Here is a 26,816-nt window from a genome sequence, read left to right on the forward strand (position 1 = left end):
CCCCTTCATCCTTGCGGGGAAAAGCCTTGTTGTTATCAGGACTGCCTCATGCCGCGATTTCGACCTCAGTACCCGTCTTCACCAACTCGAACAGCTCAACCATATCTGCATTTCGCATGCGTATGCAACCGTGGGAACCGGGTTTGCCCAGCGCGGTGCCATCCGGTGTGCCATGGATGTAGATATAGCGGCGCATGGTATCGCATGACCCACTGCGGTTGTAACCGCTTTCGCAACCGGACAGCCACAGGATACGCGTCAGTATCCAGTCGCGTCCGGGCTGTTGCCGCCCCAGTTCCGGCGTATATATCTCCCCCGTCGGCCGCCGCTTCACGAATACCGTGTTCTCCGGCTGTCCCGCACCGATCCTGGCACGAATGACGTGCTTGCCGCGCGGAGTGCAGAAACTGCCGTTCTCCTCGCCCACCCCGTTCGCACCTGTTGAAACCCTATAGCGACGCAACGGCTTGCCGTCGTCATCGAACAGCTCCAAAGTCTGCTCCGGAATGTGGATGGCGATCTTCATTGTGCCTTCTGCTGCGCCCGCCGCATGGCAAAAAAATCGCTCAGCACCTTGCCGCATTCCTCTGCCAGAACCCCGCCGTGGATGCGCGCATGATGGTTCAGGCGCGTTTCGTTGAACAGGTTGAACACACTGCCTGCCGCACCCGTTTTCGGATCCTGTGCGCCGAACACCACGCGGGCGATGCGGGCATGGAACATCGCACCGACGCACATCACACAGGGCTCGAGCGTAACGAATAATTCACAATCTACCAGACGATAATTACCGATATGTTGCGCCGCATCGCGAAGCGCCGCGATCTCCGCATGTGCGGAAGGGTCATGCCTGGAAATGGGCGCATTGCAGCCGTGTCCGATGATCAGGCCGTCCCTCACCACCACTGCGCCGACAGGGACTTCGCCTGCCTGCGCCGCCTGGCGGGCCAGATCTAGCGCTGCCCGCATGAAGACTGCATCCGCTTCGCTTGTTGGCATGTCAGGCTGGGATGGCATCTGGTTCGATGGATTCATGACCCGCATTGTACGGGCAAAAAATGGATTGCCAAACGATATGGCTGAGCACAGAATCCCCACGCCCAGTCACGGTACTTCCTCATGCGATCACCCATGGCCAGCACCATAAACCAATCGCAGATCACGCATGGCCGCGCGCAAACACGCGGAGAAGAGATCGCCAACAGCATCAGCCATGGAGCGGGATTGATCGCATCCATCGTGGCGGCGCCGTTCATCGTCCTGCATGCAGTAGAAAGCAGACAAGCCGGATACATCGTTGGCGTGAGCATCTTCGCCGCCACCATGATCGTGCTTTATCTGTCCTCCACCCTCTACCACTCGTTCCCTCCCGGCAGGCTCAAGCACATCTTTCGCATCATCGACCATTCCGCTGTCTATCTGCTCATCGCAGGCACCTACACACCGTTCACACTGGGCGTGCTGTACGGTGCATGGGGCTGGACACTGCTGGCATTGATCTGGGGATTCGCGCTGACCGGGGTGGCATTGAAGATGCTGCGGCGCATGACCCACCCCATCATCTCCACGATCCTTTACCTGCTGATGGGTTGGCTCATCATCATCGCTGCAGATCCGCTATTTACAAGGCTGCCCCTCTCCGGCATTTCCTGGCTGGTCGCCGGCGGTCTGGCTTACACGGCAGGCACGATTTTCTTCGTCGCCGATTCACGCCTGCGCTTTGCCCACTTCATCTGGCACTTGTTCGTGATCACGGGCACCACCTGCCATTATTTCGCAGCGTACTGGTACGCGGCCTGAACAAGCTCCAACTTGCTCTTGCCTAACTGCCCGATTTTGACAACAATGGCGGCCAGTAACCGGAGCCATAGATGCCAAAACAAGCTGTAGCCGATTTCACCCTGCCCGCCACTGGCGGTGCTGAATTCACGCTCCACCCCATCCGCAGCAAATCCTTGGTGATCTATTTCTATCCCAAGGACAATACGCCGGGCTGCACCACCGAAGCGCAACAATTTCGCGACCTGTATGCGGAATTCCGGACAGCGGGTAGCGAGATCGTCGGCATCTCGCGCGACAGCATCAGGTCGCATGAGAATTTCAAAACCAAATTCACCTTGCCGTTTGCGCTGCTCGCAGATGAAGATGAAGCGGCATGCAACCTGTTCGGGGTGATGAAGCAGAAAATGATGTACGGCAAACAGGTGCGCGGCATCGAACGCAGCACCTTCGTGCTTGACTCGAAAGGCATCATCCGCAAGGAATGGCGCGGTCTCAAGGCGGACGGCCACGCTCAGGAAGTACTCGACTTTGTTCAAACTATGTAAAGGACGACATGAACGCACGTAAAGCAACGACGGACAAAGACACCAAACTATTCGTGCTGGACACCAACGTGCTGATGCATGACCCGACCAGCCTGTTCCGTTTCGAGGAACACGACGTCTATTTGCCAATGTTCGTGCTGGAGGAGCTGGACAACAACAAAAAGGGCATGACCGAAGTTGCCCGCAATGCCCGTCAGGCCAGCCGCTTCGTCGACAATCTGATCAGCGAAAGCGAAGCCCAGATCGAGGAAGGCGTGCCGCTGAGTGCCCTGGGTAACAAGAACTCGACCGGCAGGCTGTTCCTGCAGACCGAGTTCATCACCAGCCATCTGCCGGAAAATCTGGCCAGCGGCAAAGCCGACAATGCCATCCTCGGGGTGGTCGCCTATCTGCATAAGACGTTCCCGAAACGCCAGGTCGCGCTGGTCAGTAAAGACATCAACATGCGCATCAAGGCGCGCGCGCTTGGCCTGTCGGCACAGGATTACTTCAACGACAAGGTGCTGGAAGACACCGACTTGCTCTACACCGGCGTGCGCGAATTACATCCGGATTTCTGGGAGAAGAACGGCAAGGATATGGTATCCGGCACCCAGGGTGCCCACACCTTCTACAACATCAAAGGCCCCGATTGCCGCGACCTGCTGGTGAACGAGTTCGTGTATCAGGACGATGCGAACAATCCTTTCTTTGCCGTGGTCGCGGCACAGGAGGACAACAGCGCAACGCTGCGCACACTCACCGACTATACCCACAGCAAGAATGCCATCTGGGGCATCACCGCGCGCAACCGCGAGCAGAACTTCGTGCTCAACCTGCTGATGAATCCCGAGATCGATTTCGTCACGCTGCTGGGCCAGGCCGGTACCGGCAAGACCCTGCTCACGCTGGCTGCCGGCTTGATGCAGACGCTGGAGCACAAGCTCTATTCCGAGATCATCATGACGCGCGTCACCGTATCGGTAGGCGAAGACATCGGCTTCCTGCCGGGAACCGAAGAAGAAAAGATGTCGCCATGGATGGGAGCGCTGGACGACAACCTCGACGTGCTGAACAAGTCCGACGAAGAAGGCGGCGAATGGGGACGCGCCGCGACGCGCGACCTGATCCGCTCACGCATCAAGATCAAGTCGCTCAACTTCATGCGTGGCCGCACCTTCCTCAACAAGTACCTGATCATCGACGAGGCGCAGAACCTGACGCCCAAGCAGATGAAGACACTGATCACCCGTGCCGGCCCCGGTACCAAGGTGGTATGCATGGGCAACATCGCACAGATCGATACGCCCTACCTCACCGAAGGCAGCTCCGGCCTGACTTACGTGGTGGATCGATTCAAGGGCTGGGCGCATAGCGGCCACGTCACGCTGCAACGCGGCGAGCGTTCGCGTCTGGCGGATCACGCGGGCGAAGTGCTGTGAAACTGATCGGTTCGACCACCAGCCCCTACGTGCGCAAGGCGCGCCTGGTGCTGCTGGAGAAGAACATCCCGCACACGTTCGTGATCGACCCGCCCAGCGAGCCAAACAGCCAGGTCACACGGTTCAATCCACTGGGACGCATCCCCGCATTGATCCTCGACGACGGCAGCTGCATATTCGATTCCACCGTGATTGCCGAATATGCCGACACACTCAACGACACCCCCATCCTGATCCCGCGCGGCGATGCATTGGCGCGGATGCGCGTCCGGCGCGGCGAGGCACTGGCGGACGGCATCATGGATTCCGCCATCGTCGTGCGCATGGAGCGCATCCGTCCGGCTGAGAAACAGGAACAGGGCAACATCGACCTGCACAACGGTGCCATCGCCCGTGCGCTGGAACATATCTCGGCCCAGCTCGGACAACGCGAATGGTGCGAAGGCAATGGCATCTCGCTGGCCGACCTTGCACTGGTGAGCGCACTGGCCTATCTCGACCTGCGCCAACCCGAACGCGACTGGCGTAGCGCACATCCGAACCTGGCAGCGTGGTTCGACCGGCTCCGCACGCGACCCAGCGTGCAAACCGCACTGGCAGGCTGATCATGGACAACCACGAGAAAACCGAAGATGAATGGCGCGAAGAGCTGACCCCGGAGCAATACGAGGTCTGTCGCGAATGCGGAACCGAACCAGCCTTCACCGGCGAATACTGGGATTGTCATGACATCGGCGTCTACCGCTGCGTCTGCTGCGGTCAGCCGCTATTCGATTCGGAAACAAAATACGAATCTGGCACAGGCTGGCCAAGCTTTTGGCAGCCGATCAGCGAAGACGCGGTAGAATACCGGGAGGACGATCCGACCGGCATGGACCGCATCGAGGTTTGCTGTGCATCCTGCGATGCCCATCTCGGCCACGTATTTGAAGACGGCCCCGATCCGACCGGCCTGCGTTATTGCATCAATTCGGCGTCGCTTGCGCTGGATAGAAAATAATAATGAACATCGTAGCCCGCAGCAGGGCTTGAAACGAGTGAGTCTCCATGAAATTACTTTTTGACCTGTTCCCAGTCATACTGTTTTTTGTCACCTTCAAATTCGCCGGCGTATTCACAGCCACGGCTGCATCCATCCTGGCGACCTTTGCCCAGGTGGGCTGGGTCAAATACCGGCATGGCAAGGTCGATACCATGCTATGGGTCAGTCTTGGCATCATCACGGTTTTCGGCGGTGCAACACTGTTGCTGCACGACGAAACATTCATCAAGTGGAAGCCGACCGTCTTGTATTGGGTCTTCTCCAGCGCCCTCCTGCTCTCGCCACTCCTGTTCAAGAAAAACCTGATGCGCACCATGCTGCAGGACAAGCTGCCCCTGCCCGACTCTGCCTGGGCGAACCTCAATCTTGCCTGGGGCGCATTCTTTGCGGTACTTGGAGCGATAAACCTGTATGTCGCATTCAATTTTTCGACCAACATATGGGTCAATTTCAAACTGTTCGGCGTAACCGGGCTGATCTTCCTGTTCATCCTTGGGCAGGCAGCGATGCTGTCAAAATACGTCGAAGCGGACAAGAACAAAGATGAATAACCAGATATTCATCTTCAATAAATAAGTCCGGAACAAATTCATAAGGAACTTTCCATGCTTTACGCCATCTTTGGTCAGGATGTCCCCGATAGCCTGGAAAAACGCCTGGCGGCACGACCGGCACACCTTGCGCGCTTGCAGACTTTGCAGGATGAAGGCCGTCTGTTGCTGGCCGGCCCCTTCCCCGCTGTGGATGCTGCCGATCCCGGATTGGCAGGTTTCACCGGCAGCCTCATCGTCGCGGAATTCGCCTCGCTCGAAGCTGCCGAATCATGGGCAGTTGCCGACCCGTACAAGGCCGCCGGAGTCTATATGCATGTCGCGGTCAGGCCTTTCAAGAAGGTCTTCCCGGGCTAGGCATCAGGCATGCTATATTGCACCCTGGATAATTTTGAACACCATCCAAACTTCAACTCACAAAGGAAAGAAACATGCTGAAATTTTCCAGATTCGCCCTGTTGTCCGCATTGCTGGCTATCGCCGCAGTCGCGCAGGCTGCCGATGAAAAAGCCGCAGCAATAGTCAACGGAGTCTCCATCCCGCAAGCGCGCGTAGACATACGAATCAAGGTGGCTGCACAGCAAGGCCAACCGGACAGCCCGGAGTTTCGCAAGGTGATCCGCGACGACCTCATCAACCTTGAAGTCATTTCGCAGGCAGCCGTCAAGAATGGCCTGGACAAACAACCCGATGTAGCGCAGCAACTGGAACTGGCCAGACAATCCGTGCTGGCCGGCGCTTTCGTTCAGGACTATGCAAAGAGCCACCCCATTGGCGACGATGTGCTGCAGAAAGAATACGAAGCCCTGAAGGCGCGCGTTGGCAACAAGGAATACAAACTCTCGCATATCCTGGTCGGCACTGAAGACGAAGCCAAGAAGATCGCAGGCCAATTGAAGAAAGGCGCCAAATTCGCCAAGATCGCCAAGGCACAAAGCAAGGATCCCGGCTCCAAAAACAATGGCGGCGATCTGGGTTGGGCCGTTCCTTCCAACTTTGTGCAGCCGTTCGCTGAAGCAGTGGCCAAGCTGAAAAAAGGCGAGGTAAGCGCCCCGGTCCAGACCCAATACGGCTGGCACATCATCAAACTGGAAGACACTCGCGAACTGAAAGTGCCTACCTTCGAAGAAATGAAACCCAATCTGGAAAAGCGCCTGCAGCAACAGGCCATCCAGAAGGAGATCGAAGATATGCGCAGCAAGGCAAAGGTCGAATAAGCAATATCCCCGCTCCAGCAAAAAGGCGACCGGATGGTCGCCTTTTTTATATCACTTGATACACAAAACTCTTTCTACATCTGAACCGGCAGATCGCCAGATCCGTACGCTGCACTTTTCGGACTGAAACTGGGTCTGTCCGAATACCTGATGAGCTTCACGGCGCCTTGGCAACGTCCTGTTTTTGCCATCCTCCGCCCAACGCCTTGAACAGATCGGCAACCGCACTGCGCTGCGCGCGTTCTGCATCGAGACGGTTCAACTGGGCTTGCAGATAGTTGCGCTCCACATCCAGCAACTCCAGCCGGCTTGCGATACCCGCTTTGTAACGCAGCTCGGCCTGTTTGTAAGCCGACTCCAATGCCTCGCTGCGTGCGGTTTCGTAACTCAGCACCTGCCGCGCGGAATCCTGCGCGGCCAGGGCATTGCGCACATCGCCGAATGCGTTGGCGACCGCCTGTTTGTACTGGATCAGCGCCTGGTCACGGCGCGCTTCAGCCGCATCCACCAGGTAGCCCAGGCGGCCGGCATTGAAGATAGGCTGGGTGACATTGGCAGCGAACTGGAATATCCGCGCCGGTCCCGTGAACAGATCGGAGAATGCGACGCTTTCTCCGCCCACATATGATGTCAGGGAGATCGAAGGAAAATATTGGGCCCGCGCCACGCCGATGCGCGCATTCAGCGACACAAGACGCTGCTCGGCATCTTTCAGGTCGGGTCTGCGCAACAGCAGGTCGGAAGGCAGGCCGTCGGGCACCGTGGTCGCCGGCAGCAACGGGCTGCCCCGTTGCACGCTGGAAGACATCACGTCACGCGGCGAACGCCCCAACAGCAGGGTCAGTGCGGTTTCCTGTTTGTTGCGGGCCAGATCGAGCGAGCTGAGCTGCGATTGCACGGCAGCGACATCGGCTTCAGCCTGGTGCAGGTCGTATTCGGAGATCACTCCGACTTCGAGCTGCTTCCTGTTGAGTCCTATCCTTTCCTGCCGACTTGCCAGCAGGCGCTGCAATGCCACTTCCTGCGCGTCCAGCGAGACCAGGGAAAAATACTGCTGGGCCACTTGCGTGGTCAGCGTCAGGCGCACCGTATCCCTGGCCGATTCGGCTGACAGCAGATCTGCGCGCGCCGCCTCGCTGGCACGCCTGAGTTTGCCCCACAGATCCAGTTCATAGCTCGCGTCCAGCGATGCGTGCGACAGATTCTGGGTGCGCGGTAAAGTCGCCGGACGCGGGAAAGCACCGGCCAGCGTGTTCTCTGTTCGGCTCTGCAGCACATGGGCGCTGACCGTTGGATATTGATCCGCTCCCGTGATGCCCGCTTGCGCCTGCATCTCCAGCACCCGTGCTGCCGCAACCTGGATATCCGAATTGTGCGCCAGCGCTTCATCTTCCAGCTGGTCGAGAGTGGTGTCTGCATACAGATGCCACCATTGCTCGCTCGCACTGCTCGTTTTCACGGCAGCCTTTTCATCCTGGTCATTCTGCCCGGCTTGTTTGGCCGGCCAGCTTTCCGGCAGCACCATGTCCGGACGCTTGTAGTCCGGCCCGCTGGCACAGGCAGCCAACACACAGGCCGTCAAAAACACCCCGCTTCTTTTCATCGTTCGCACAGCCCTACTCATGTTTGCCTCCCTCATCCTCACGCTTGTCCTCTGCAAGATGGCCCGGATTACCCGGGAAGAGACGGCGGATGACGACAAAGAACACCGGCACGAAGAACACCGCCAATACGGTCGCGGAGATCATGCCGCCCATGACTCCGGTACCAATGGCATGGCGTCCGTTCGCCCCCGCTCCCGTAGAGATGACCAGCGGCATCACGCCCAGCACAAACGCGATGGAAGTCATCAGGATAGGCCGGAATCTCAGGCGGCTCGCTTCCAGCGTGGCCTCCAGCAGATCATGCCCTCTGCGCTGGAGATCGAGTGCGAACTGGATGATCAGGATCGCATTCTTCGCCGCAAGACCGATGATGACGATCAGGCCGACCTTGAAATAGACATCGTTGGTCAAGCCGCGCATATAAACGGCAGACAGTGCCCCCAGGATACCGATGGGCACAACGAGAATGACTGCAACCGGGATCGACCAGCTTTCATATAACGCCGCCAGGCACAGGAACACGGCCACGACCGACAGCCCGAAAAGGAAAGGCGCCTGATTGCCGGAAAGACGCTCTTCCCTGGATGTGCCGGACCATTCAAAACCAAAGCCTGGCGGCAACTTGGCGGCGATCTCCTCCATCGCCGCCATCGCTTCGCCACTGCTGCGACCAGGTGCAGCGCTGCCGGCGATCTTCATCGCAGGCAGGCCGTTATAGCGGTCCAGCTTCGGCAGATCCACGATCCAGCGCGCCTTGGCAAATTCGGACAGCGTCACCATCCCACCCTGCAGATTCCTTACCGGGATCTGCAAAATCTCCTGCGGCGTCGAACGTGTGCGCGCTTCGGCCTGCATCTGCACGCGCAATATGCGCCCCTGACGCACGAAGTCGTTGATGTAGGCCACACCCAGCACAGACTGCAAGGTATCGTTCAGATTGGCGATGTCTATGCCTAACGCGCGCGCCTTCAAACGATCGATATCGATCAGCAGTTGCGGCCCCGGCTCCTGCCCTTCCGGCCGCACACCCACCAGTACCGGGCTCTTGCTGGCCATACCCAGCGCCATATTGCGCGCTTCGAGCAATTTGGCACGCCCCTGGCCGGAGCGGTCCTGCAAGCGGAAATCGAACCCGCCTACGGCTGCCAGCTCGGGTATCGGCGGCACGTTGACGGCAAAGATGAATGCCTGCTTGATGCGGAACAGCATCATGTTGGCGCGTTTCACAAGCGCCGGTGCAGAACTGTTCGGATTGGGCCGTTTATCCCAGTCCTTGAGCCGGACGAAAGCGAGTGCGGCATTCTGCCCACGCCCGAAGAAAGAGAAACCAAGCACGCCGATGACATGTTCCACCTCCGGCTGCTTGAGATAGAACTGCTCCACCTGCTTGAGCACTTCCTGCGAGCGCTCCCGCGTGGCACCCGGCGGCAGCTGGATCATGTTGATGAAATAGCCCTGATCCTCTTCCGGCAGGAAACTGCTCGGCAGATGCATGAACAACCATCCCAGCCCCCCAAGCAGAGCCGCGTAGAGCAACATATAGCGACCGGTGCGCTTCAATACACCATCCACGCCGGATCTGTAGCGTTGAGACGTCCTGGCGAAGAAACGATTGAACCAGCCAAGAAAGCCTTTCGTCGGCACCATCTCATGCCCTGCATCGTTCTTCAGCAGTACCGCACATAACGCTGGCGTCAGGGTCAATGCCATGAGCACCGAGAACAGGATGGTCAGGATCAGGGTGACTGCGAACTGCCGATAGATCGCGCCGACGGAACCGCCGAAGAAAGTCATCGGAACAAACACGGCACACAACACCAGCGTGATCGCGATGATGGCGCCGAATATCTGCCCCATGGCCTTGCGCGTGGCATCGCGCGGCGAGAGCCCTTCCTCAGTCATGATGCGCTCGACGTTCTCCACCACCACGATGGCATCGTCAACCACGATACCGACCGCCAGCACCATGGCAAACAGCGTCAGGGTATTGATCGAATAGCCGACAGCATACAATCCCACCAGACCGCCGACCAGAGCCACCGGCACAACGATGGCGGGGATGAAGGTCGCACGCAGGTTACCCAGGAACAGGTAAATGACGATGAACACCAGTACCATTGCCTCCCCGAGCGTCTTCACCACTTCGTGGATCGAGATCTCGACGAACTTCGAGGTGTCGTAGGGAACCAGCCAATCTATCCCTTTGGGGAAATATTTGGCCAGTTCCGTCATCTTGTCCTTTACCGCCTTGGCGGTATCCAGCGCATTGGCCGAAGGAGACAGTCGGATCGCAATCGCCGAAGCCGGTTGCCCGTCGATGCGTGCCGCAATGGAATAGTCCTGCGCACCCAGTTCTACCCTGGCGACATCCTTGACGCGCACGGTGGAACCGTCAGGATTGGCGCGCACGATGATGTTGCCGAACTCTTCCGGCGTCGACAAGCGGCTCTTGGTGACGATTACCGCATTCAGCTGCTGGCGCGGTTCGGCAGGCAAGTCGCCGAGCTCACCTGTCGCCAACTGGGTATTCTGGGCACGCACCGCCGCGCTGACATCGCCCGGGGAAAGGTTGTATGCCTGCAGTCTTTCCGGCTTCAGCCACAGCCGCATGGAATATTCGGTACCGAACAATACCGCCTCGCCTACGCCAGGCACACGCTGGATATTCTCCAGTATGTTGGCTGCCATATAGCTGCCGAGTGCGACGTTGTCGCGGCTTTTGTCCGGCGAGATGAGTGCGATGAACATCAGGTAATTGCGCGCCGACTTTGCCACGGTGATGCCCGCCCGGCGCACTTCGTCCGGCAGGCGCGCTTCGGCGCGCTTGACGCGGTTCTGTGTTTCGACCGAAGCCACGTCGAGATCGGTGTCGGCCTCGAAAGTCAGCGTGATGGTGCCGCGTCCCTGCTCGGAAGACGAGTCCATATAGAGCAGGTGCTCGATACCGTTCAGCTCCTGCTCGACCAGTGCAACTGCAGTCTGCTCAACCACCTGCGCCGAAGCGCCGGGATAACTGAGCGTGATCGCCAATGCGGGAGGTGCCACCGACGGATACGATGCGACCGGCAGGTTGCGCAATGCCAAAATGCCGCTCAGCAGAATGATGAGGGCGATGACCCAGGCGAAAATGGGGCGGTCGATGAAGAATCTTGGAAGCATGTTGCCCCTCTATTTCTTTTCAGGAACTGCGGGAGCATCCGCCGGTGGATTTCCTTCCGGATTCCACTCGACTGCTTTCACCGGCGAACCGGGGCGAACCTTCTGCAAGCCATTGACGATCACCTGGTCGCCGGGCTTCAAACCTTCTTCGATGATGAAGTTTTCACCAGACATGTCGCCCGCCTTGACCGGTCGGACTGCGACTTTGTTTTCAGCATCCACCACCATCACGAACTGGCCTTGAGGATTCATTTGTACCGCGCGCTGCGGCACCAGAATGGTGTTGTCGACGCTACCCTCGGGAAAACGGATGCGCACGAACATGCCGGGCAGCAGTTCGTGTCCGGAATTCGGAAATTCCGCACGAATCGAAACGCTGCCCGTGCTGGCATCGACAGCAAGGTTGGAGAACAGCAGCTTGCCGGAATGCGGATAGACGCTGCCATCTTCCAGCATCAGCTCCACCTTCGCCGACTCGGCGGGCTTCATCTTGCCGGACTTGATCAGCTGCTGCAGCCGCTGCACCTCGGTTCCCGGCTGGGTGAAATTGGCATAGATGGGATCGATCTGCTCGATGGTAGCAAGCAAGGTGGCTTCACCGCGTCCGACCAGAGCCCCTTCGGTCACCTGCGCCCGCCCTATGCGCCCGGCGATAGGTGCGGGCACACTGGTGTTATCGAAATCGAGTTGTGCCCGCGACATGGCTGCTTCAGCCTGCTTGAGCTTGGCCTCGGCCAGGTCGAAATCCTGCTGGCTGACCGCCTTGGCTTCGAGCAACGGCTTGTAGCGCTCGACTGTCTGGCGTGCCACACTCAAGTCGGACTTGGCTGATTCGTACGCAGTACGGTAATTGCGCGCATCGATCCGGAACAAGGTAGCGCCCGCCTTCACGTCGCTGCCTTCGGTGAACAGCCGCTTTTCGACGATACCTTCGACCCGCGCGCGTACCTGTGCGCTCTTGTATGCCTCGAGGCGTCCAGGCAGATCCTGGGTCAGCACCACGGAACCCGCGGCAACCGTCACTACATCTACCTCCATCGGAGGAGGGGCATTGCCGGCGGCTGCCTGCCCGCCCCCCCCTTTTGAGTCGCAAGCGGAAAGTGCGAACATGGCCGCAAGGACGGTCATGGCAGTCAGGGAATTTGTTCTTTTTTTCATCGAAAATCTCCGGCCGGATTCTTAATTCTTAACAGATGACAGATTAGCATTATAGTTAGCAGGATAATAGTTAGCAGCATAACATTTTTTGATGATTCCGCCAGACGAGCATTGCCAGTAGGAGACACGGAAATGTGGTTTAGGTCCGAACATATTCCTTATCTGCAGTAGGTGTTTGCTCCCTTGTGCTTCGCCTTGTACATGGCGGTATCGGCATTGCTCAATATCGTTTCCATGTCCATGCCATCGTCCGGATAGATCGCGATGCCCAGACTGCCCGAGATGTTGACCGTATGGTTCTCAAGGACAAAAGGCGCTTTCAATGCCGCCAGTATCTTCTCGGCCAGAGCCGTCACATCTCTCTGCGTCACGACCTCCGAAACCAGGATCGCGAACTCGTCCCCGCCGAACCGGGACACCGTGTCGATCTCCCTGACCTGCGATTTCAGCCTGTCTGCGACAGCCATCAGCAGCAGGTCGCCGACCTGATGTCCCAGCGTGTCGTTCACCGGTTTGAACCGATCGAGGTCGATATACATGACCGCGAACTTCTTTGAGTACCGCTTAGCCAATGCCAATTGCTGGTTGAAACGATCGCGGAACAGCAAGCGGTTGGGAAGGCCGGTCAGGAAATCGTGCTGCGCATGATGTGCCACGGTCTCCTGTTCGACCCGGCTTTGCGTGATGTCGGAAAAGACGCCGACGCGGTTGACTACCTTGCCTTGCGCATCCTTCAGCGTATAGATGGAAAGCTTTTCCAGGTAGATTTCGCCATCCTTGCGCCGGTTCCATATCTCGCCTTCCCAATGGCCAACTTCGAGCAACGACTTCCACATGTCCGCATAGAATTCATGGCTCTGCTTGCCTGCGGACAAGAAACGCGGATTCCTGCCGATCGCATCTTCGCGTGTATATCCGGTCAGTGTGGTGAAGGCCGGGTTGATGTCCTGGATGTAGTTATCTTCATCCACGATGACGATGCCGTCGTTACTGACCTCCGACACCTTGGCATTCAAGGCGATCTGATGCATCGCCTTGCGTTGCGCCGTAGCCAGGATCGCCAGAGCCATGCCTGCGACTGCCAGCAACATCGCAAACAGCCAGAAATTGGCCATGCCGTAGCGGGTGAAATCATCCGAGAAATATCCTTTCTGCAGATAGGCGCCAGCCAGGACCTGGGACATGAACATCAGCTGGAGCAGCCCGGTGTTCCGCCTGCCGGTGCGCAGACCAGCCCAGATCAACAGCGGGAACAGCCAGGTAAGCCCAAGTTCTTCATTGAGCATGATACCCAGAGGTTGCCACCCCAGAAAGACACTTTGTCCGACTGCAAATGAAATCGCCCACAGGGCGCCCATCTCCCATGCCCCGCGAACCTTGAAGAAACTCGATTTTTTATTCACGAACACCAGGATGATCGGCGTGACAAATGCGATCCCCAGCACATCGGCTCGCCACCATTGCCACATCGCGTCCGGCACGATGTCCGGCGTGACCATGTCGGACGCCCATAGCGAGAGTGTGCCGAGGACGGCACTGGCAACTGGCGGGATCAGCGCACCGAGCAGGATAAGAATGAAAAGATCGCGCAGGCGGCACAATGCAAGATCGGCATTGCCGAAACGCCTGAGCAGGAAATACCCGATGTAGCTTTTCAGCGTGTTGCCAACCGAGAATCCGATGGCAAATATCACCGGGGCATCCACCATCACGGTGGTGAGGTAGGCACCAACGAACACGGCCGGGAGATAACGGAGACCGCCCAGCAGCAACGCTGCCAGTGCAATGCCTCCCGGAGGCCAGAATATTGTGGCACTGCTGCTCAGCGTGCCAAATACCAAACCGACCTTGGCGGCGGCAAGATAGGCAAGGGCCAAGCCTGCAGATTTAACGATGTATTGCACTTTATCCCTCTGGAATCAATGTGCCAGCCACATACATCCCCTCGCCGAAATGATTTTTTACCTGCTTGTATGCGGCTTATATATTCGGTTAGTTCGGATAAGTCAATTCGGCGATGAACACTATCTGGAAAAAGGTATTGCGGGTATAAATCGGAATGCATGCAACCATGTTTATTTCAAAAATTCGGGATATTTGTCTGGTGTGCCCGCTCTAAGCCTTCGCAATAGCCCAAACTTATTCGCATGGCATGTGAATATCGACTGCAAGGAGAAGTGAAAATGAAAAAACTGTTCATCTTGCTGACATTTGCTTTGCTGACTGGCTGTGCCGCATTACAGCATCAGGCGACTTACGAACAATCCGCCCCCACCAGGTTCCCCAAGACCTCGAATGTCTTGGTCTTTGAATACCGCAATGTCAATATCCGCGACATATACGACCTGCTGTACGGCGACTTCCTCATCATCGGCAAGTCCGAATTCACCGGGCCATATGAAGATCCCCGGGCGTCCATCGAGTTTGCCAAATCGATAGGTGCCGATGTGTTTATCTCCGCTTCGCAGTTCAAGGAGACACGGACCTCCTTTGTGCCCATGGTCACGCCGACGACTGACACTTCATACGTCACTGGCACCGCCGCGACCGGCCCTTTCTACGGTACCCTGAACAGCTACGGAACGAGAACGACGATGATCCCGGTATATATCGACCGCTATGCCCAAAGCGGTCTCTACCTGAAGAACGTGAATCATGTCTCCCCGCTGTGGGAAAAGAAACGCCAGGATTACAAGGAGACCGGTACCAATCCGCTGTCAGGAATCTGGTACAACGAACACTATGATCTGAAGCTGTACAGATCGGGCGCCCAGATGGTCGCTTTCTTTGACAGCACGCCGAGGGGCGGCAAGGCAAAGGAAACGGGACAGGTCGGTGACATCAAAATGATCTTCAACCCGGAGACCGGCGCGGGCATCTACATGATGGCGGACAGGACGCCGCAACCTGCAGAGATCAAACTGAACAAATTCGGAAATCTGCAGGTCGACGTCACATCGCTGAACGAATCCGTGTCATTTGCGCGCAGGTAGACCGAACCGGATCTGATGGCATAACGTCGTCCTGCCGTGAATTCGCCCAACAGTTCAGATATTCCGGCTCTTCTTGATCAGATCGTAGGCCACCTGGATTTCTTTGGCCTGCTCGGTCGCCATGGCAACCATGTCTTCCGGCATGCCCTGCCCGATCAGCTTGTCCGGATGATATTGGCTCATCAGCTTGCGATAGGCACGTTTGATCTCTGCGTCGGTGCTGTCCTTGCTCACACCCAACGCCTTGTAGGCATCGTCCAGAGCTGCCGCGTGATCGACTTGCTGTCCGGCGAAACGTCCCTGGTTCAGCACCATGTCCATCATCTGCCTGAATGACGCCTGGTCATAGCCGAGACGGGCTGCGATATCTATCAGCAACGCCTCTTCGGCCGGATGGAAATGTCCGTCCGCCAAGGCCATCACGATGAGATAGACCAGCAGCACATCCTTCAGATTCCTGGTATGGCCGCACACGGACATGAACCTTGCATAGGTCGGCGTGATATCGAACGCCGCATCGGCCCCCTGCTTGAATAATGCGATCGCACGCAGGCGATGCTCCGCGGACATGCCCAGCTTCTGCATGAATTGCTCGACATGGTCTATCTCGTCCTGCGAGACGTGCCCATCGGCCTTGGCCAGCTTGCCCATGGAGATGAACACCGTCTCCAGGAACACCGCCTGACGCAGTGCATTATGCAGCGGGTTCATCCCGCCGGTACCGTACGCCCGCATACGATCGAAGAACGAACCGATGAAGAAGCCTGACAACCCGCCCCAGAACCCGAACAGGAAGTAACCAACCACGATGCCGATAAGCTTGAACAAGATGACTCCAGAAGAAATTATGCGGAACTCAGCCGCCAAAAACGGCGCGCATTATACAGGCCAGATCGCTCTTTGCCCTCCCGGTCCGGTACAGGAAGACGCACAGATCCAAGCCAACTACATCTTCTGCTTGATGGCTAAAACAGCCTGGTTGCGCAGGGTGCGCAACAGCGACAGCTGGCGTTCGGAAAGTTTAAGGCCATTGGCCTGCTGCATGTCGGCATAGAAGAGGCCCAGCGTCTTCTTGTTGATGACGATGGGCAACAGGATGAAACTCTGGGCATCGCTCAATTCCCGGTACCAGCGGGGAATCTTGTTTGCCATGCTCTCTGCCCGCAGATCCTCGATCACGATATCGACGCCCTTGTCGGCGGCAAGATGGAATACGTCAGGCTCGAACGTCAAATTGAAACGAAAACGCGGGATCATGCCATCGACCCCCTCCCCAAGCCCCATGCGTGCCACCATGGCATTCTGCTTGTTGTCCCGGATGCAAATCACGGCCCGCTTGAAACCAAGCCCGCGATAAATCGTTTCCAGCACCATCAATAACAAATCGTTGAGATTGAAATCTTCCACCAGCGAATTGGTCACATCCTGGATGCCCGCACCCATGACGGTCTCGGGGTCCGGCCTGATCGATGCATCTTCCTGCGTATTGGAATCCAGTGCCGATTCGATGCCATGTACGCCGTTCATTCCTTCCGCCGGTTCGCAGCTCGCGGCGGGCTGCTGCTCAACGGGAAGCCCGCTCCATTGACGCACCTTTTTCACCAGCGGGCTGCGCGAAGTATTGATCTCGAGGGTCATCGCCCGGCGCGACAGTTCCTTCATGCCGCTTTCCAGCGCTTCATTCAGCTTTCGTTCAGAGACTTCGACTGCATCCTGGTAGCGCAGGCGTAGCCGGTTCAGGGCCTGGGATTTCTCTTGGGGGGCATTTGCTGCGATCTCGCATAATTCGTTCGCCATGCTGACCGTGGCTTTCATGTGTTCGGCCTCAGTCTTGGGCCTCTTCACCGGTTCGCCCAGCGGTAGTTTTTCCATACCGTCCAGCAACCTCTTCGGGAAGCTCCAACTCTTGGCGACCCCTATCCCGATCTGGTTATAGGTCAGCCCCAGCACCTTGATCGCGGCCTGGTCCTCGTTCTGCCCCTGCTCGACGAGTTTGGCGATCTCCTGGCTTTCCTCGAAGAAATAGTAGGTCACCAGCATCCTTCCGAGATTCTGGAACATCGCGCAGATCATCAACTCCTCAGAGTCGCGGATGTTGCGCCCCACGGCCAGTTGCGTCGCCACCACGCCCGAGAAGAACGCAGCGACCACCTCATCCTTGAGCTGATGGGCCAACGATTTGTTCTGCATGAATTCGAGCATGATCAGCGACATCGCGATGTTGCGTACCGTTTCGAAACCCATGATCACGACTGCTTTCGAGATCGTGCTGATGTTGCCGCCAAATTGGCCATACGAGACCGTATTGACCAGTCGCAGCAGCTTGTTGGTCAGCGCAAAGTCTTGCAGGATCACGCGAGCCAGTTTGTTCGCACTGTCCGATTCCGAAGCGACGATCTGATTGATCTCCGTGATGATGCTGGACAGTGCCGGAAAATCGCTCTTGCTGCGCATGCGCCGCAACAGGAAATCCAGCGTGCTGTGTGCATCGTTCGCCACGGCATCGCCGATCCCCCCCAGATATTCCTTAAGCGCGGAACGCATGGCCGCCGCATCCGGGTAGCGTTCTTCCTTGCGCTTCCCGACGGACTTCAGAATGATCGCTTCCAGTTTCTCATCCAGTTCCGGATTGTGAATCGAAGGTGCCGCCACAGGTTCATGCGCGACCCGGTTCATGATCTGGAACACGTTGTCGCCATCGAATGCCGGGATACCGGCGACCATCTCGTACAGCACCATGCCCAGCGAATATAGGTCGGAGCTTGCATTCATCGCCTCATTGGAGATGCATTCCGGGGACATGTATCGCGGTGAACCGATCACCTCCTCGCGATTCTCGACCTGCTCCTGCATCAGCCTGGCAATACCGAAATCCATCAGCATCGGCTGGCCGCGGTGACCGATCATGATATTGCCGGGTTTTATATCGAGGTGCATCACACCCTGCTGGTGCGCATATTCGAGGGAATCCAGCAAAAAGCAGGCGATCTCTGCGGACTTGACCGAAGGGAGCGCTCCCTGTTGCAGCATCTTCTCCAGCGTGCCGCCTTCGACATAGGCACAGACCAGATAGGGCTGCCCTTCGTACTCGCCGGCATCGTACAAAGGCACGATGTTGGCATGCTGCAATTTGCTGACGATACGCGCCTCGCGCAACAACCTTTCAGTTTGAGTCGCTCCGGGACGCAGCGTCTTGATGGCGACCTGGCGTTCCAATTGAGGATCCTGGGCGAGATAGACCGCGCCCTGCGCTCCCCTGCCAAGTTCGCGAACGATATTGAAACGACCTATTCTTTTTGCTGCCATAAAATGTACATATCGGCCATGAGGCTCACCCCTTATGGGCATCATGATAACAGCACGACCGTTTGAATCTCCACCGGTCAGAACAATCCGGGCTACATGCAACCGCGCCCCGCTTCGGCATTCGATGAACTGCCTGAATTGGCATACAGTTTTCACGCTCCGGACAGAATCAGCTCTGGCGGCGCCCGATCATGCGATAGAAAACTGTCTCTCCCTTGCCCTTGCAGCCAGAGCTGCAGGCTGTGCATAGCGGAAATTGCTACCCGGCAGCCACCGATCCACCAACAAAAAACGGCCTTGCGGCCGTCTCTTGCTGTCCCGGTGGGAGCTTCAAGTCATACAGGTTCCCTGCATCCGGACGTGGGCCGCTCCATCTCCATCCTTTATTGCAGCGTTGCCTCTTCGATGAGTACTTTGTAGGCATAGCCAGCGCCGAAGTCCTTGTTGGTGTGAACGACGCCTTTTGCTGTCACGATCTCCCCGAGTTTGGTCTGGTCTGAAGTCGTCACGAGGATATCGTTCGTATAGTCCGTCGCCGAGCCGGAACCATCACGCAGATGCACCCAGTTCCTGCCCATGATATCCGGATTGTATTTGACGACCCGGCCGCGAATTTGCACCGTCTTGTCCTTGAGTTCTGCTCCCTTGCTCATGACCTCCCCGACAGTATAGGCGTTCGAGCCAGTAGCCTTGGGTACCGGTGCCTCGTTGATCGAATCCAGCTGCCTGGAGGGCAGTAACGGGTACGAAGAACCCATGACCCGCTCATTCGAGGTGTCCGGCTCGCCAGATTCCACAGATGCAGCCGATGCCGCAGGTGCGCTCGGCGACATGGCACCCGCGCTGCCCGCCAGATTACCGAACACGATCGTCGGGAAAGTCTTGTTCAGCGTCTTGCTCCTGAAATCTTTCATGACGATCGCATTCTCTATTGTGACTGTGGCACCTTTCTTGACTGGCGTCTTGTTGATCGCGGCCCAAATGTCGCCGTCCTGGGTCTTGAGACGCAGGTAGGTATAAGTTTCGACGTTCTTTATCTCAAGCACCTTGCCTTGCAAAACTCCGGTCACCGGCGGGTGGGTTGCGGGCATGTCTGCCGCCAGAGCGAATGCAGCAGTGAACATCATGTATATCGCTAACAAAACTTTCATGGTCTGGATGCTCCTTCGTTTTAGGTGCGCAAAGTGTAACAGGACGGTAGCGCGATACGGGCACAGTAGCTTCTTTCCACAAGTGGTTATTCCTGCTCCGACCATCCGCAACATATTGAATCCGTTTGCATAGAGGCGTATGCTTTATCGAGAGAAAGCAAAGGAAGGCGGGTAAAGCCATGGCAATCCCAGCATCTATTTCCAGCTCCACTTCCCTGTGGCAGCAAAGCCAGGTGCAACAGACGCGCCGTGCAGCAGATCAAGCCACTCAGGCAGCCCAATCGCTGCAAGCTCAAGCCAGGGATGCAAGAGCGGCGGCCGACCACGCAGAAGCAGACGCACGAGCGCTTGAGGGACAAGCCAACCAGGCACAAGCCGCTGCTGCCCAGATCAGTTTGAGTGCGCAATCGACAGCTTCATTCCTTACCTCACAGGCTTCATCGAGCGATGTCTATACCGTCTTGCCCAAGGCGGTTTCGCTCAACAATCAGCCTCCCACCCAGATACCGACCTCCCCGGCAAATCCATCAAGTACGGGACAGATAGTCGGAACAGTGATCAACACGATAGCCTGAGCTAGCGAATATAGTGCGAAAACAACCAGGGCGGTCGCAAGGCTGCCTTGGTGTTTCGCAGGGCAAAATAACCCTACCACGAGAATTGACACTGTCCGGTCAACTCAATACAGTTCATCACTCCTGCATCTGCTGCCCGGAGTGATCGAATGAGAAACCTCATATTGCTGCTGGTACTTGTTTCCGGCCTGCTGGCCGGATATCTGATTGGCGACTACCGGGGCAGGAATGCGCGCGAAGCGCTGAACAAGGCCATCGAAACCGGCAAGATGCTCGATGCCGAGCGCGAAGCCACCCTCGCCAGCCTCAAGAACGAACTGGACGGCATCAACGACAAACATCATCGTGAACTCGAAACGATGCGCAGGGAAAATGCATCCAGAATGGCCGCATGGCAGCATTACAGAAACGATCTGGATGGCACGATCAGACATTCGAGCGTGCAGCTCGCCGAATCTGACAGCAAACTGAAAGCACTCGTCGCCCAACACCAACATGCGTCTGCAGCGGACAAGACAAGACTCGCTGCCGAGATCGAACATCTGCGCAAAGGGCGGGAAGGCCTGCGCCGTGAGATCGACGCCAGCGCGTGCCTGCAAGAGCAGGTTCCACATGACGTATTCGAAGCACTGAATGAAACGGATGCGACGGGGAGACAACAGTGAAAGGGTTGCGCTTGAAGCTTGCACCGATTCTGCTGTCCGGCCTGTTCGTTACCGGATGCCAAACCGTGCCGGTCGTCCCCCATGCACTCAACTGCGATGTGAGCCCGGAACTGCTGGCAGGCAGATGCGCAACGCCCGGTCCGGTCACCAGCGACACCACCTATGCCGCACTGGTCGGCATCATGCAGGAGGATCGTCAAGCCTTGCGGGAATGCAGCAACGCGGCAGACGCATTGCGCGACGCCATCAAACGCTGCAATCAGGCCGCCCTCGAGTACAACCGAAAGATCGATGCAATCAACAAAACCGATTAGCACCCTGATCGCGGTCTGATCTATCGCACCTCACCCGCAACCGGTGCAGCAGACGGTTCCAGCGTAGCGCCTTCCCCCGCAGCGGAAACTGCAGGCTCATCGAAGGTCGTTGCGGCATCGGAAACAGGGATTGCCGCCTGCCGTTCGGCGGACTGCTTGGCGGCGGCTTGCTTCTTTTCCACGGCGACTTTGTTCAGGCTGATGATGGTCCTGGACATCATCGACTTGAACAGCCAGATGGCGACAAGACTCACCGCGACGATGGCCAGCAGACGTTTTATAGCACGCTCATTCATGCTGATCAGTCTAGCAGAACCCTGTACCCAATGAGTTGTTGCAAACAAACAACAGGGTGCAGCCCGCAAAAAAACAGAATTCTCTCCACCGCGTGTTCTTCATGCCACGCGCCACTGCTGATTCCTTTCCCCATCCACTTGAATTGACATAAAAGGATTTCACGCTAGCCAGCGTTTTCTTGACGCTTTCTTGACGAAGTAATTGCTAGGATTGCACAAAATAAAAGCAGTTTGCTGAGGAAGCAGCAGGCCGGATTTCACAGTCCAGGCTCGCAGATGCAGTGAGTGATTATCGATATATCAATGTACGAACTTTAGGGGAGTTGAAACATGGAAAAATACATCTTGTTGGCAGCACTGGTATTCGCTTCGACAAATGCATTGGCAGACCGGGCAGTGACCGGAACCAACGGAAATGGCGAGAAAAAGGGCGGCAGCGAAGCCGAGGCTTGTGCAGCCGCCAAGGAAGACGTGTTGTCGAAAAGAACCTACAACGAACAAGTGGCAAAGTACATGCCTTGCGAATGCAAGCAGAACGACAAGGGAAACTGGTCCTGCACCGTTGATGCAAGGCTGCAGAAGGTTCGCTAAATTAATCGGAGTATGCGCAAGAAAGGCGATCATCCGGTCGCCTTTTCTCTATGCAACTCGGCTCGCCTGAGTTCAGACACCGTTCTTCCAGCCTGTCAGCCACGCAATAGCTGCGTTGATGTGGCTTGCGAGTGCGCTACAGAATATTCTTTGTCCTGCGCAACAAAACACTGGGCGCATGATCACCGCCGGCAGACGCGGCGATCAAGGCGAAAGTTGTCCAAAGGAGCAGGAGTGCAATGATAAAGACCTTCATTATCCGCGCCAACAACGACCTGGACATCCGGCATGGAACGCTGTTCCTGATGCTTGCTGCCGTCGGCCTGCTTTCAGGTTTCACCGGCACTGCATACGGCAAGGAATATGACTGCGCAGGAAAGGGCGACAACGGCATGGTTGCTTCCCGCGAATTCCCCTCGCTCCATTTCGACGGTCGCCGCCTGAAGATCTCCGGTTCCGATATCTTTTCGACATACAGCTACGAAATCTGCGCGGAAAGCGCCACCCTCGTCACCTTTACTGCGCATCAGGAAGCATGCCGCACAGGGGCTGCAGAAATAAAATCCATGAATGGCTCGAATGGCACTTTCAACAGGGTCTCGGGAGCCTTGCAGCTGGATGCCGCGCAAGGCTTGCATGGGGAATACCAATGCCAGGAAGCCGCAAAAAAATGATGGGCCGGCGATCCCGCCCCTTCCGATTATCTTGCGGACATCAAGCGCGCATTCGTGCCGGAAACCATATGAAATCTTGCCAATCATTACTCTTCAGGTGATCGCGTGCCAGAATCGGAACGATACAAGCGCCTGATAGAAGATTCCGGCGACGGCTACTGGGTAGTCGACCTCAAAGGCAGACTGCTGGAAGTCAATCAGGTCTATGCCAGGATGGCCGGCTACTCCGCCGACGAGCTCGTGAACAGGCATGTCTCCGAACTCGATGCGCAGGATGACGAAGAAGCAGTGAAGGCACGCATGGAAAGACTGCTCGCCCAGGGCCACGACCGTTTTGAATCGCGGCATCGCCACAAGAAAGGACATTTGTTCGAGGTCGACGTGGCGATCAATTTCATACACGAATCGAACCGATTCCTCGTCTCGTTCCGGGACATCTCGGAACGGAACATGTATGAACAGGCGTTGCGCGAGAGCGAAGAAAAATACCGCAGATTGTTCGAGAACGCGGGCGATCTTGCTTACGGCACCGATCTCAATGGCGCATTTACCGCGGTCAGCGAGTCGCTGCTGACGGTAACCGGATATGGCCGCAACGAATTGATCAATGCCCCGATCAGCAAGATTCTGACGCCGGAAAATCTCGAACTGGCGCGCCGCATGACTGCCGCGAAACTCGCTGCCGAAAAACAGGTGACTCGCTACGAACTGGAGATCACCAGCAAGGACGGACGGCAAATACCGCTGGAACTCGTCACCACCCTCACCTACCGCAACGGGGTGCCGGTCGGCGTGCAGGGCATCGGTCGCGACATCAGCGAGCGCAAACGATTTGAAACTGATCTTCGTATTGCCGCGACCGCCTTCGAATCGCAGGAAAGCCTGATGATCACCGATGCCAATAGCGTGATCCTGCGTGTCAACAATGCATTCTGTAAATGCACCGGATATACGACAGAGGAAGTCGTGGGGAAAACGCCGCGCATATTCAAGTCCGGGCGCCATGACAAGGAGTTCTATCGCGCGATGTGGGACAGTATTAATCGCACCGGAAGCTGGAAGGGAGAGATCTGGGACCGGCGCAAGAATGGCGAGACCTATCCAAAATGGCTCACCATCTCGGCGGTCAGGGGAAACGACGGCTGCGTCACCCATTACGTCGGCTCGCACGTCGACATCACCGAGCGCAAGGCAGCGGAGGAACAGATCCGGCGCCTGGCATTCCACGACCCGCTCACCCACCTGCCCAACAGGCAACTGCTGCTGGACCGGCTGCAGCAATCGCTGATCTCCACTGCCCGCAACGGCAAGAAGGGCGCATTGCTGTTCATCGACCTGGACAACTTCAAGACCCTCAACGACACGCTGGGCCACGCCATGGGAGACATGCTGCTGCAACAGGCTGCCGAGCGGTTGACCAGTTGCATGCGCGAAGGCGACACCGTGGCACGGATCGGCGGCGACGAATTCGTGGTGATGCTGGAGGAGCTGAGCGGACAGGCCATCGAGGCGGCAGAACAGACCGAAGTGGTAGGCGAAAAGATACTTGCCGCCCTGAGCCAGCCGTATCACCTGGACAACCATACTTTCCGCAGCTCCGGCAGCATCGGCGCCACCCTCTTCAGCGGCGACCATCAGGAGGCCGAGGAACTCCTGAAACAGGCGGACATTGCCATGTATCAGGCCAAGAAAGCCGACCGCAACACACTGCGTTTCTTCGACCACAAGATGCAGGATGCCATCAATGCCCGGGCTGAACTCGAAGCAGAATTGCACAAGGCACTCGAACACCAGCAATTCGAGTTGCACTACCAGATCCAGGTAGACTGCGCGAGCCGCGCATTGGGAGCCGAGGCATTGATCCGCTGGAACCATCCCACGCGCGGTCTGGTAGCACCCGCACAATTCATTCCGCTGGCTGAAGAAACCGGACTGATCCTGCCCATAGGCCTTTGGGTGATCGAGACGGCCTGCGCCCAGCTCCATGCGTGGGCGCGCGATGAAAAGACACGACACCTTGTGCTGGCGGTGAACATCAGCGCCCGCCAATTCCATCAGTCCGATTTCGTTGCCCAAGTGCGCGCGGCGGTGCAGCGAAATGCCATCGACCCGAACCTGTTCAAGCTGGAACTGACCGAAAGCCTGCTACTGGATGACACGGAGAAAACCGTTGCCACCATGAACGCACTGAAGGCAACCGGTGTCCAGTTATCGCTGGACGATTTCGGCACCGGCTATTCATCCCTGCAATACCTCAAGATATTGCCGCTGAACCAGATCAAGATCGATCGCTCCTTTGTCAGGGACATCGCCACCGACCCCAACGATGCCGCCATCGTGCAGACCATCATCGCGATGGCCGGCACGTTAGGCCTGGACGTGATCGCGGAAGGGGTCGAGACCGAAGCGCAACTTGAGTTCCTTGATTTGCGCGGCTGCCATGCCTGCCAGGGTTACCTGTTTGGCAAACCGGTGTCGATCAGGGAATTCGAGTCATCGCTGGGCCAGAGTTCATCTGCCACAAGCTGACAGCCACTTATCCGCGCGGTAGATGCGGCTAGCCGCGACCCGGTATTGCCCATGTGCAGTCCTTATCTGAGTACAGGTAGGTGAATTACTCCTTCGCAGGTATACCTCGACGCAGCCGATTGGCGTATTATCAGGCCGGGTTCTTGTTTGCATTCCTGAACTTTCCGAACAGGAGCCAGTGGCGGCAGGACTATCACCATCAGTCAGAAAGTTCGACTACGGGAGGTCGCTATCATGAGCTTAGGATCATCATATGAAGAGCAAGACATGGATGAGCTTGAATTCAACATTGAGCTTAGCTGGCTGGCAGCACTTTCGTTTGTAATCGCCGATATATGCCTGTCCATGCCTTGGTCGTAGCTGGTTCGTTCCACACAGTCTTTAACAGAAAACTCCGCCCCCTCAAGGGCATTCATTAAAGGCGATCGCCAATCGCCTGGACTGCCCTCACCCGTACAAACCGCAAGCAATCAAACCAGGGAGACTTCAGGTTGAACGTAAGCCATACCGGCAGATGCCTGATTGCAGCTCTCGTCCTGCTTGCCTTGCCGTTTCATGGCGTGTACGCCGACGACTTCGATTCCTGGAACGAGTCCGGCTTCCAAAGCCACCCCGTCCGCAACAAACCAGGCTTCCATGCGGTAGAACGTCTGGGCATCACAGTTGGCGGAGACGTCATCTCCAAAGTCACCCGTGCGGATGGAACGTTCCGGGAGATCAGCGCTGGCGGACTGTATCAGGCAGGCTTGGGCGCGCTCTATCGGTGGGATGCCATTCCGTTCTCCGCCGAACTGACCATCAACTACCACGTCAACTCCGACTACAACGGCAACGACAATGCCTCGTTCCGGCGCAACCCGCTCGAAGCGCTGGTGTATTTCAACGGCATGGATCGTTTTCGCATCGGTGCAGGCATGCGCTATGTCTATGCGGCAAGGGCGATTTCCGTCCTCAACGGCGTGACGGAAAGGATCGCCTTTGCAAACGCAAGGGGCAGCATCGTCGAGATCGGCTACGAAGTGACGCCCTACGGATGGATCAACCTGCGCTACGTAAAAGAACACTACACGATCGCGGCCTACTCCACCACAGCCACCATTTCCGTCCCGCCAAACACCGCACCATACGACGGCTCGCACTACGGCTTTTTCATCAGCTACGAATACTGACCCATAGCGTGCGGTAACGCACAGACATCAAGACTCCGTTGACACCATCCAGCCAACTCCAATAGAGTTCGTAA

General features: G+C 57.0%; 26 protein-coding genes. 16 read left to right on the forward strand and 10 right to left on the reverse strand.

What is annotated here, in order from left to right:
* Window positions 1–46: 46 nt before the first annotated feature.
* Window positions 47–526: a L,D-transpeptidase gene (locus tag SLIT_RS09945; RefSeq protein WP_013030116.1), complete on the reverse strand. Its 480-nt coding sequence runs from the start codon at window positions 524–526 to the stop codon at window positions 47–49.
* Window positions 523–999 carry a tRNA adenosine(34) deaminase TadA gene (gene tadA / locus SLIT_RS09950; protein WP_041421220.1) on the reverse strand — a complete coding sequence of 159 codons (477 nt, stop codon included), beginning with the start codon at window positions 997–999 and terminating at the stop codon, window positions 523–525. Before tadA ends, SLIT_RS09945 begins: the two co-directional genes overlap by 4 nt.
* Window positions 1,000–1,131: 132 nt before the next feature.
* On the opposite strand from tadA, the gene trhA reads away from it, so the two are divergent.
* The 8 genes from trhA to SLIT_RS09990 all read left to right on the forward strand — a co-directional run bounded on the left by trhA (window position 1,132) and on the right by SLIT_RS09990 (window position 6,558).
* Window positions 1,132–1,800: a PAQR family membrane homeostasis protein TrhA gene (gene trhA, locus SLIT_RS09955; protein ID WP_013030118.1), complete on the forward strand. Its 669-nt coding sequence runs from the start codon at window positions 1,132–1,134 to the stop codon at window positions 1,798–1,800.
* A 71-nt stretch (window positions 1,801–1,871) separates the two neighbouring features.
* The gene (locus tag SLIT_RS09960; protein ID WP_013030119.1) at window positions 1,872–2,327 is read left to right on the forward strand and encodes a peroxiredoxin; all 456 of its coding nucleotides are present in this window, start codon (window positions 1,872–1,874) and stop codon (window positions 2,325–2,327) included.
* Between the two features lie 8 nt (window positions 2,328–2,335).
* Complete coding sequence (locus SLIT_RS09965) at window positions 2,336–3,748, forward strand: PhoH family protein (RefSeq protein WP_013030120.1); 1,413 nt, start codon at window positions 2,336–2,338, stop codon at window positions 3,746–3,748.
* Window positions 3,745–4,353, forward strand: a complete 609-nt coding sequence (locus SLIT_RS09970) for a glutathione S-transferase N-terminal domain-containing protein (RefSeq protein ID WP_013030121.1) — start codon at window positions 3,745–3,747, stop codon at window positions 4,351–4,353. Before SLIT_RS09965 ends, SLIT_RS09970 begins: the two co-directional genes overlap by 4 nt.
* Window positions 4,354–4,355: 2 nt before the next feature.
* Entirely contained in the window at window positions 4,356–4,748 is a 393-nt protein-coding gene (msrB, locus tag SLIT_RS09975) for a peptide-methionine (R)-S-oxide reductase MsrB (RefSeq protein WP_013030122.1), read from the forward strand.
* Between the two features lie 47 nt (window positions 4,749–4,795).
* Complete coding sequence (locus tag SLIT_RS09980; protein ID WP_013030123.1) at window positions 4,796–5,341, forward strand: septation protein A; 546 nt, start codon at window positions 4,796–4,798, stop codon at window positions 5,339–5,341.
* A gap of 54 nt (window positions 5,342–5,395) precedes the next feature.
* Window positions 5,396–5,698 carry a YciI family protein gene (locus SLIT_RS09985; RefSeq protein ID WP_013030124.1) on the forward strand — a complete coding sequence of 101 codons (303 nt, stop codon included), beginning with the start codon at window positions 5,396–5,398 and terminating at the stop codon, window positions 5,696–5,698.
* Between the two features lie 74 nt (window positions 5,699–5,772).
* Window positions 5,773–6,558, forward strand: coding sequence for a peptidylprolyl isomerase (locus SLIT_RS09990; RefSeq protein WP_013030125.1), 786 nt, complete (start codon window positions 5,773–5,775; stop codon window positions 6,556–6,558).
* 157 nt (window positions 6,559–6,715) lie between these two features.
* Here SLIT_RS09990 and SLIT_RS09995 read toward each other — a convergent pair whose 3' ends face one another.
* The 4 genes from SLIT_RS09995 to SLIT_RS15285 all read right to left on the reverse strand — a co-directional run bounded on the left by SLIT_RS09995 (window position 6,716) and on the right by SLIT_RS15285 (window position 14,383).
* Window positions 6,716–8,182, reverse strand: a complete 1,467-nt coding sequence (locus tag SLIT_RS09995) for an efflux transporter outer membrane subunit (RefSeq protein ID WP_013030126.1) — start codon at window positions 8,180–8,182, stop codon at window positions 6,716–6,718.
* Window positions 8,175–11,321 carry an efflux RND transporter permease subunit gene (locus SLIT_RS10000; protein ID WP_013030127.1) on the reverse strand — a complete coding sequence of 1,049 codons (3,147 nt, stop codon included), beginning with the start codon at window positions 11,319–11,321 and terminating at the stop codon, window positions 8,175–8,177. Before SLIT_RS10000 ends, SLIT_RS09995 begins: the two co-directional genes overlap by 8 nt.
* A 9-nt stretch (window positions 11,322–11,330) precedes the next feature.
* Window positions 11,331–12,479 (reverse strand): efflux RND transporter periplasmic adaptor subunit, encoded by a 1,149-nt coding sequence (locus tag SLIT_RS10005; protein ID WP_013030128.1) that lies wholly within the window; start codon window positions 12,477–12,479, stop codon window positions 11,331–11,333.
* Window positions 12,480–12,637: 158 nt separating this feature from the next.
* Window positions 12,638–14,383 (reverse strand): diguanylate cyclase domain-containing protein, encoded by a 1,746-nt coding sequence (locus tag SLIT_RS15285; protein ID WP_013030129.1) that lies wholly within the window; start codon window positions 14,381–14,383, stop codon window positions 12,638–12,640.
* A gap of 279 nt (window positions 14,384–14,662) precedes the next feature.
* Here SLIT_RS15285 and SLIT_RS10015 point away from each other — a divergent pair, with 279 nt between their 5' ends.
* A complete protein-coding gene (locus tag SLIT_RS10015) occupies window positions 14,663–15,472 on the forward strand; it encodes a hypothetical protein (RefSeq protein WP_013030130.1) in 810 nt (269 codons plus the stop codon).
* A 54-nt stretch (window positions 15,473–15,526) separates the two neighbouring features.
* Here SLIT_RS10015 and djlA read toward each other — a convergent pair whose 3' ends face one another.
* The 3 genes from djlA to SLIT_RS10030 form a co-directional block, all read right to left on the reverse strand.
* Window positions 15,527–16,300, reverse strand: a complete 774-nt coding sequence (gene djlA, locus SLIT_RS10020; protein ID WP_013030131.1) for a co-chaperone DjlA — start codon at window positions 16,298–16,300, stop codon at window positions 15,527–15,529.
* Between the two features lie 117 nt (window positions 16,301–16,417).
* The gene (locus SLIT_RS10025) at window positions 16,418–18,778 is read right to left on the reverse strand and encodes a serine/threonine protein kinase (RefSeq protein WP_041420843.1); all 2,361 of its coding nucleotides are present in this window, start codon (window positions 18,776–18,778) and stop codon (window positions 16,418–16,420) included.
* A 383-nt stretch (window positions 18,779–19,161) separates the two neighbouring features.
* Window positions 19,162–19,929: a hypothetical protein gene (locus SLIT_RS10030; protein ID WP_013030133.1), complete on the reverse strand. Its 768-nt coding sequence runs from the start codon at window positions 19,927–19,929 to the stop codon at window positions 19,162–19,164.
* Window positions 19,930–20,108: 179 nt separating this feature from the next.
* On the opposite strand from SLIT_RS10030, the gene SLIT_RS10035 reads away from it, so the two are divergent.
* From SLIT_RS10035 to SLIT_RS10045, 3 genes are all read left to right on the forward strand, one after another.
* A complete protein-coding gene (locus SLIT_RS10035) occupies window positions 20,109–20,504 on the forward strand; it encodes a hypothetical protein (protein WP_041420844.1) in 396 nt (131 codons plus the stop codon).
* 149 nt (window positions 20,505–20,653) lie between these two features.
* Complete coding sequence (locus tag SLIT_RS10040) at window positions 20,654–21,169, forward strand: hypothetical protein (RefSeq protein WP_013030134.1); 516 nt, start codon at window positions 20,654–20,656, stop codon at window positions 21,167–21,169.
* On the forward strand, window positions 21,166–21,483 hold the full coding sequence (locus tag SLIT_RS10045; protein ID WP_013030135.1) for a hypothetical protein: 318 nt from the start codon (window positions 21,166–21,168) through the stop codon (window positions 21,481–21,483). The genes SLIT_RS10040 and SLIT_RS10045 overlap by 4 nt, the downstream gene beginning before the upstream one ends.
* Before the next feature lie 20 nt (window positions 21,484–21,503).
* On the opposite strand, the gene SLIT_RS10050 is transcribed toward SLIT_RS10045, so the two are convergent.
* Window positions 21,504–21,779 carry a hypothetical protein gene (locus tag SLIT_RS10050; RefSeq protein ID WP_013030136.1) on the reverse strand — a complete coding sequence of 92 codons (276 nt, stop codon included), beginning with the start codon at window positions 21,777–21,779 and terminating at the stop codon, window positions 21,504–21,506.
* Between the two features lie 330 nt (window positions 21,780–22,109).
* On the opposite strand from SLIT_RS10050, the gene SLIT_RS10055 reads away from it, so the two are divergent.
* The 4 genes from SLIT_RS10055 to SLIT_RS10070 all read left to right on the forward strand — a co-directional run bounded on the left by SLIT_RS10055 (window position 22,110) and on the right by SLIT_RS10070 (window position 26,742).
* Window positions 22,110–22,370: a hypothetical protein gene (locus tag SLIT_RS10055; protein WP_013030137.1), complete on the forward strand. Its 261-nt coding sequence runs from the start codon at window positions 22,110–22,112 to the stop codon at window positions 22,368–22,370.
* 239 nt (window positions 22,371–22,609) lie between these two features.
* Window positions 22,610–23,044: a hypothetical protein gene (locus SLIT_RS10060; RefSeq protein WP_013030138.1), complete on the forward strand. Its 435-nt coding sequence runs from the start codon at window positions 22,610–22,612 to the stop codon at window positions 23,042–23,044.
* Between the two features lie 105 nt (window positions 23,045–23,149).
* A complete protein-coding gene (locus SLIT_RS10065; RefSeq protein ID WP_013030139.1) occupies window positions 23,150–25,573 on the forward strand; it encodes a sensor domain-containing protein in 2,424 nt (807 codons plus the stop codon).
* A gap of 491 nt (window positions 25,574–26,064) precedes the next feature.
* Window positions 26,065–26,742: a hypothetical protein gene (locus tag SLIT_RS10070; protein ID WP_013030141.1), complete on the forward strand. Its 678-nt coding sequence runs from the start codon at window positions 26,065–26,067 to the stop codon at window positions 26,740–26,742.
* The last annotated feature ends 74 nt before the right edge of the window (window positions 26,743–26,816 follow it).

It is taken from the genome of Sideroxydans lithotrophicus ES-1, from assembly GCF_000025705.1.
In the GTDB taxonomy this organism is placed as follows: Bacteria; Pseudomonadota; Gammaproteobacteria; order Burkholderiales; family Gallionellaceae; genus Sideroxyarcus; species Sideroxyarcus lithotrophicus.

Bases quoted from the DNA above. Each gene is read 5' to 3' on its own strand.
- SLIT_RS09945 (WP_013030116.1), bottom strand. From the start codon at position 526: ATGAAGATCGCCATCCACATTCCGGAGCAGACTTTGGAGCTGTTCGAT.
- tadA (WP_041421220.1), bottom strand. From the start codon at position 999: ATGCCAACAAGCGAAGCGGATGCAGTCTTCATGCGGGCAGCGCTAGAT.
- trhA (WP_013030118.1), top strand. From the start codon at position 1,132: ATGGCCAGCACCATAAACCAATCGCAGATCACGCATGGCCGCGCGCAA.
- SLIT_RS09960 (WP_013030119.1), top strand. From the start codon at position 1,872: ATGCCAAAACAAGCTGTAGCCGATTTCACCCTGCCCGCCACTGGCGGT.
- SLIT_RS09965 (WP_013030120.1), top strand. From the start codon at position 2,336: ATGAACGCACGTAAAGCAACGACGGACAAAGACACCAAACTATTCGTG.
- msrB (WP_013030122.1), top strand. From the start codon at position 4,356: ATGGACAACCACGAGAAAACCGAAGATGAATGGCGCGAAGAGCTGACC.
- SLIT_RS09980 (WP_013030123.1), top strand. From the start codon at position 4,796: ATGAAATTACTTTTTGACCTGTTCCCAGTCATACTGTTTTTTGTCACC.
- SLIT_RS09985 (WP_013030124.1), top strand. From the start codon at position 5,396: ATGCTTTACGCCATCTTTGGTCAGGATGTCCCCGATAGCCTGGAAAAA.
- SLIT_RS09990 (WP_013030125.1), top strand. From the start codon at position 5,773: ATGCTGAAATTTTCCAGATTCGCCCTGTTGTCCGCATTGCTGGCTATC.
- SLIT_RS09995 (WP_013030126.1), bottom strand. From the start codon at position 8,182: ATGAGTAGGGCTGTGCGAACGATGAAAAGAAGCGGGGTGTTTTTGACG.
- SLIT_RS10000 (WP_013030127.1), bottom strand. From the start codon at position 11,321: ATGCTTCCAAGATTCTTCATCGACCGCCCCATTTTCGCCTGGGTCATC.
- SLIT_RS10005 (WP_013030128.1), bottom strand. From the start codon at position 12,479: ATGAAAAAAAGAACAAATTCCCTGACTGCCATGACCGTCCTTGCGGCC.
- SLIT_RS10015 (WP_013030130.1), top strand. From the start codon at position 14,663: ATGAAAAAACTGTTCATCTTGCTGACATTTGCTTTGCTGACTGGCTGT.
- SLIT_RS10025 (WP_041420843.1), bottom strand. From the start codon at position 18,778: ATGGCAGCAAAAAGAATAGGTCGTTTCAATATCGTTCGCGAACTTGGC.
- SLIT_RS10030 (WP_013030133.1), bottom strand. From the start codon at position 19,929: ATGAAAGTTTTGTTAGCGATATACATGATGTTCACTGCTGCATTCGCT.
- SLIT_RS10035 (WP_041420844.1), top strand. From the start codon at position 20,109: ATGGCAATCCCAGCATCTATTTCCAGCTCCACTTCCCTGTGGCAGCAA.
- SLIT_RS10040 (WP_013030134.1), top strand. From the start codon at position 20,654: ATGAGAAACCTCATATTGCTGCTGGTACTTGTTTCCGGCCTGCTGGCC.
- SLIT_RS10050 (WP_013030136.1), bottom strand. From the start codon at position 21,779: ATGAATGAGCGTGCTATAAAACGTCTGCTGGCCATCGTCGCGGTGAGT.
- SLIT_RS10055 (WP_013030137.1), top strand. From the start codon at position 22,110: ATGGAAAAATACATCTTGTTGGCAGCACTGGTATTCGCTTCGACAAAT.
- SLIT_RS10060 (WP_013030138.1), top strand. From the start codon at position 22,610: ATGATAAAGACCTTCATTATCCGCGCCAACAACGACCTGGACATCCGG.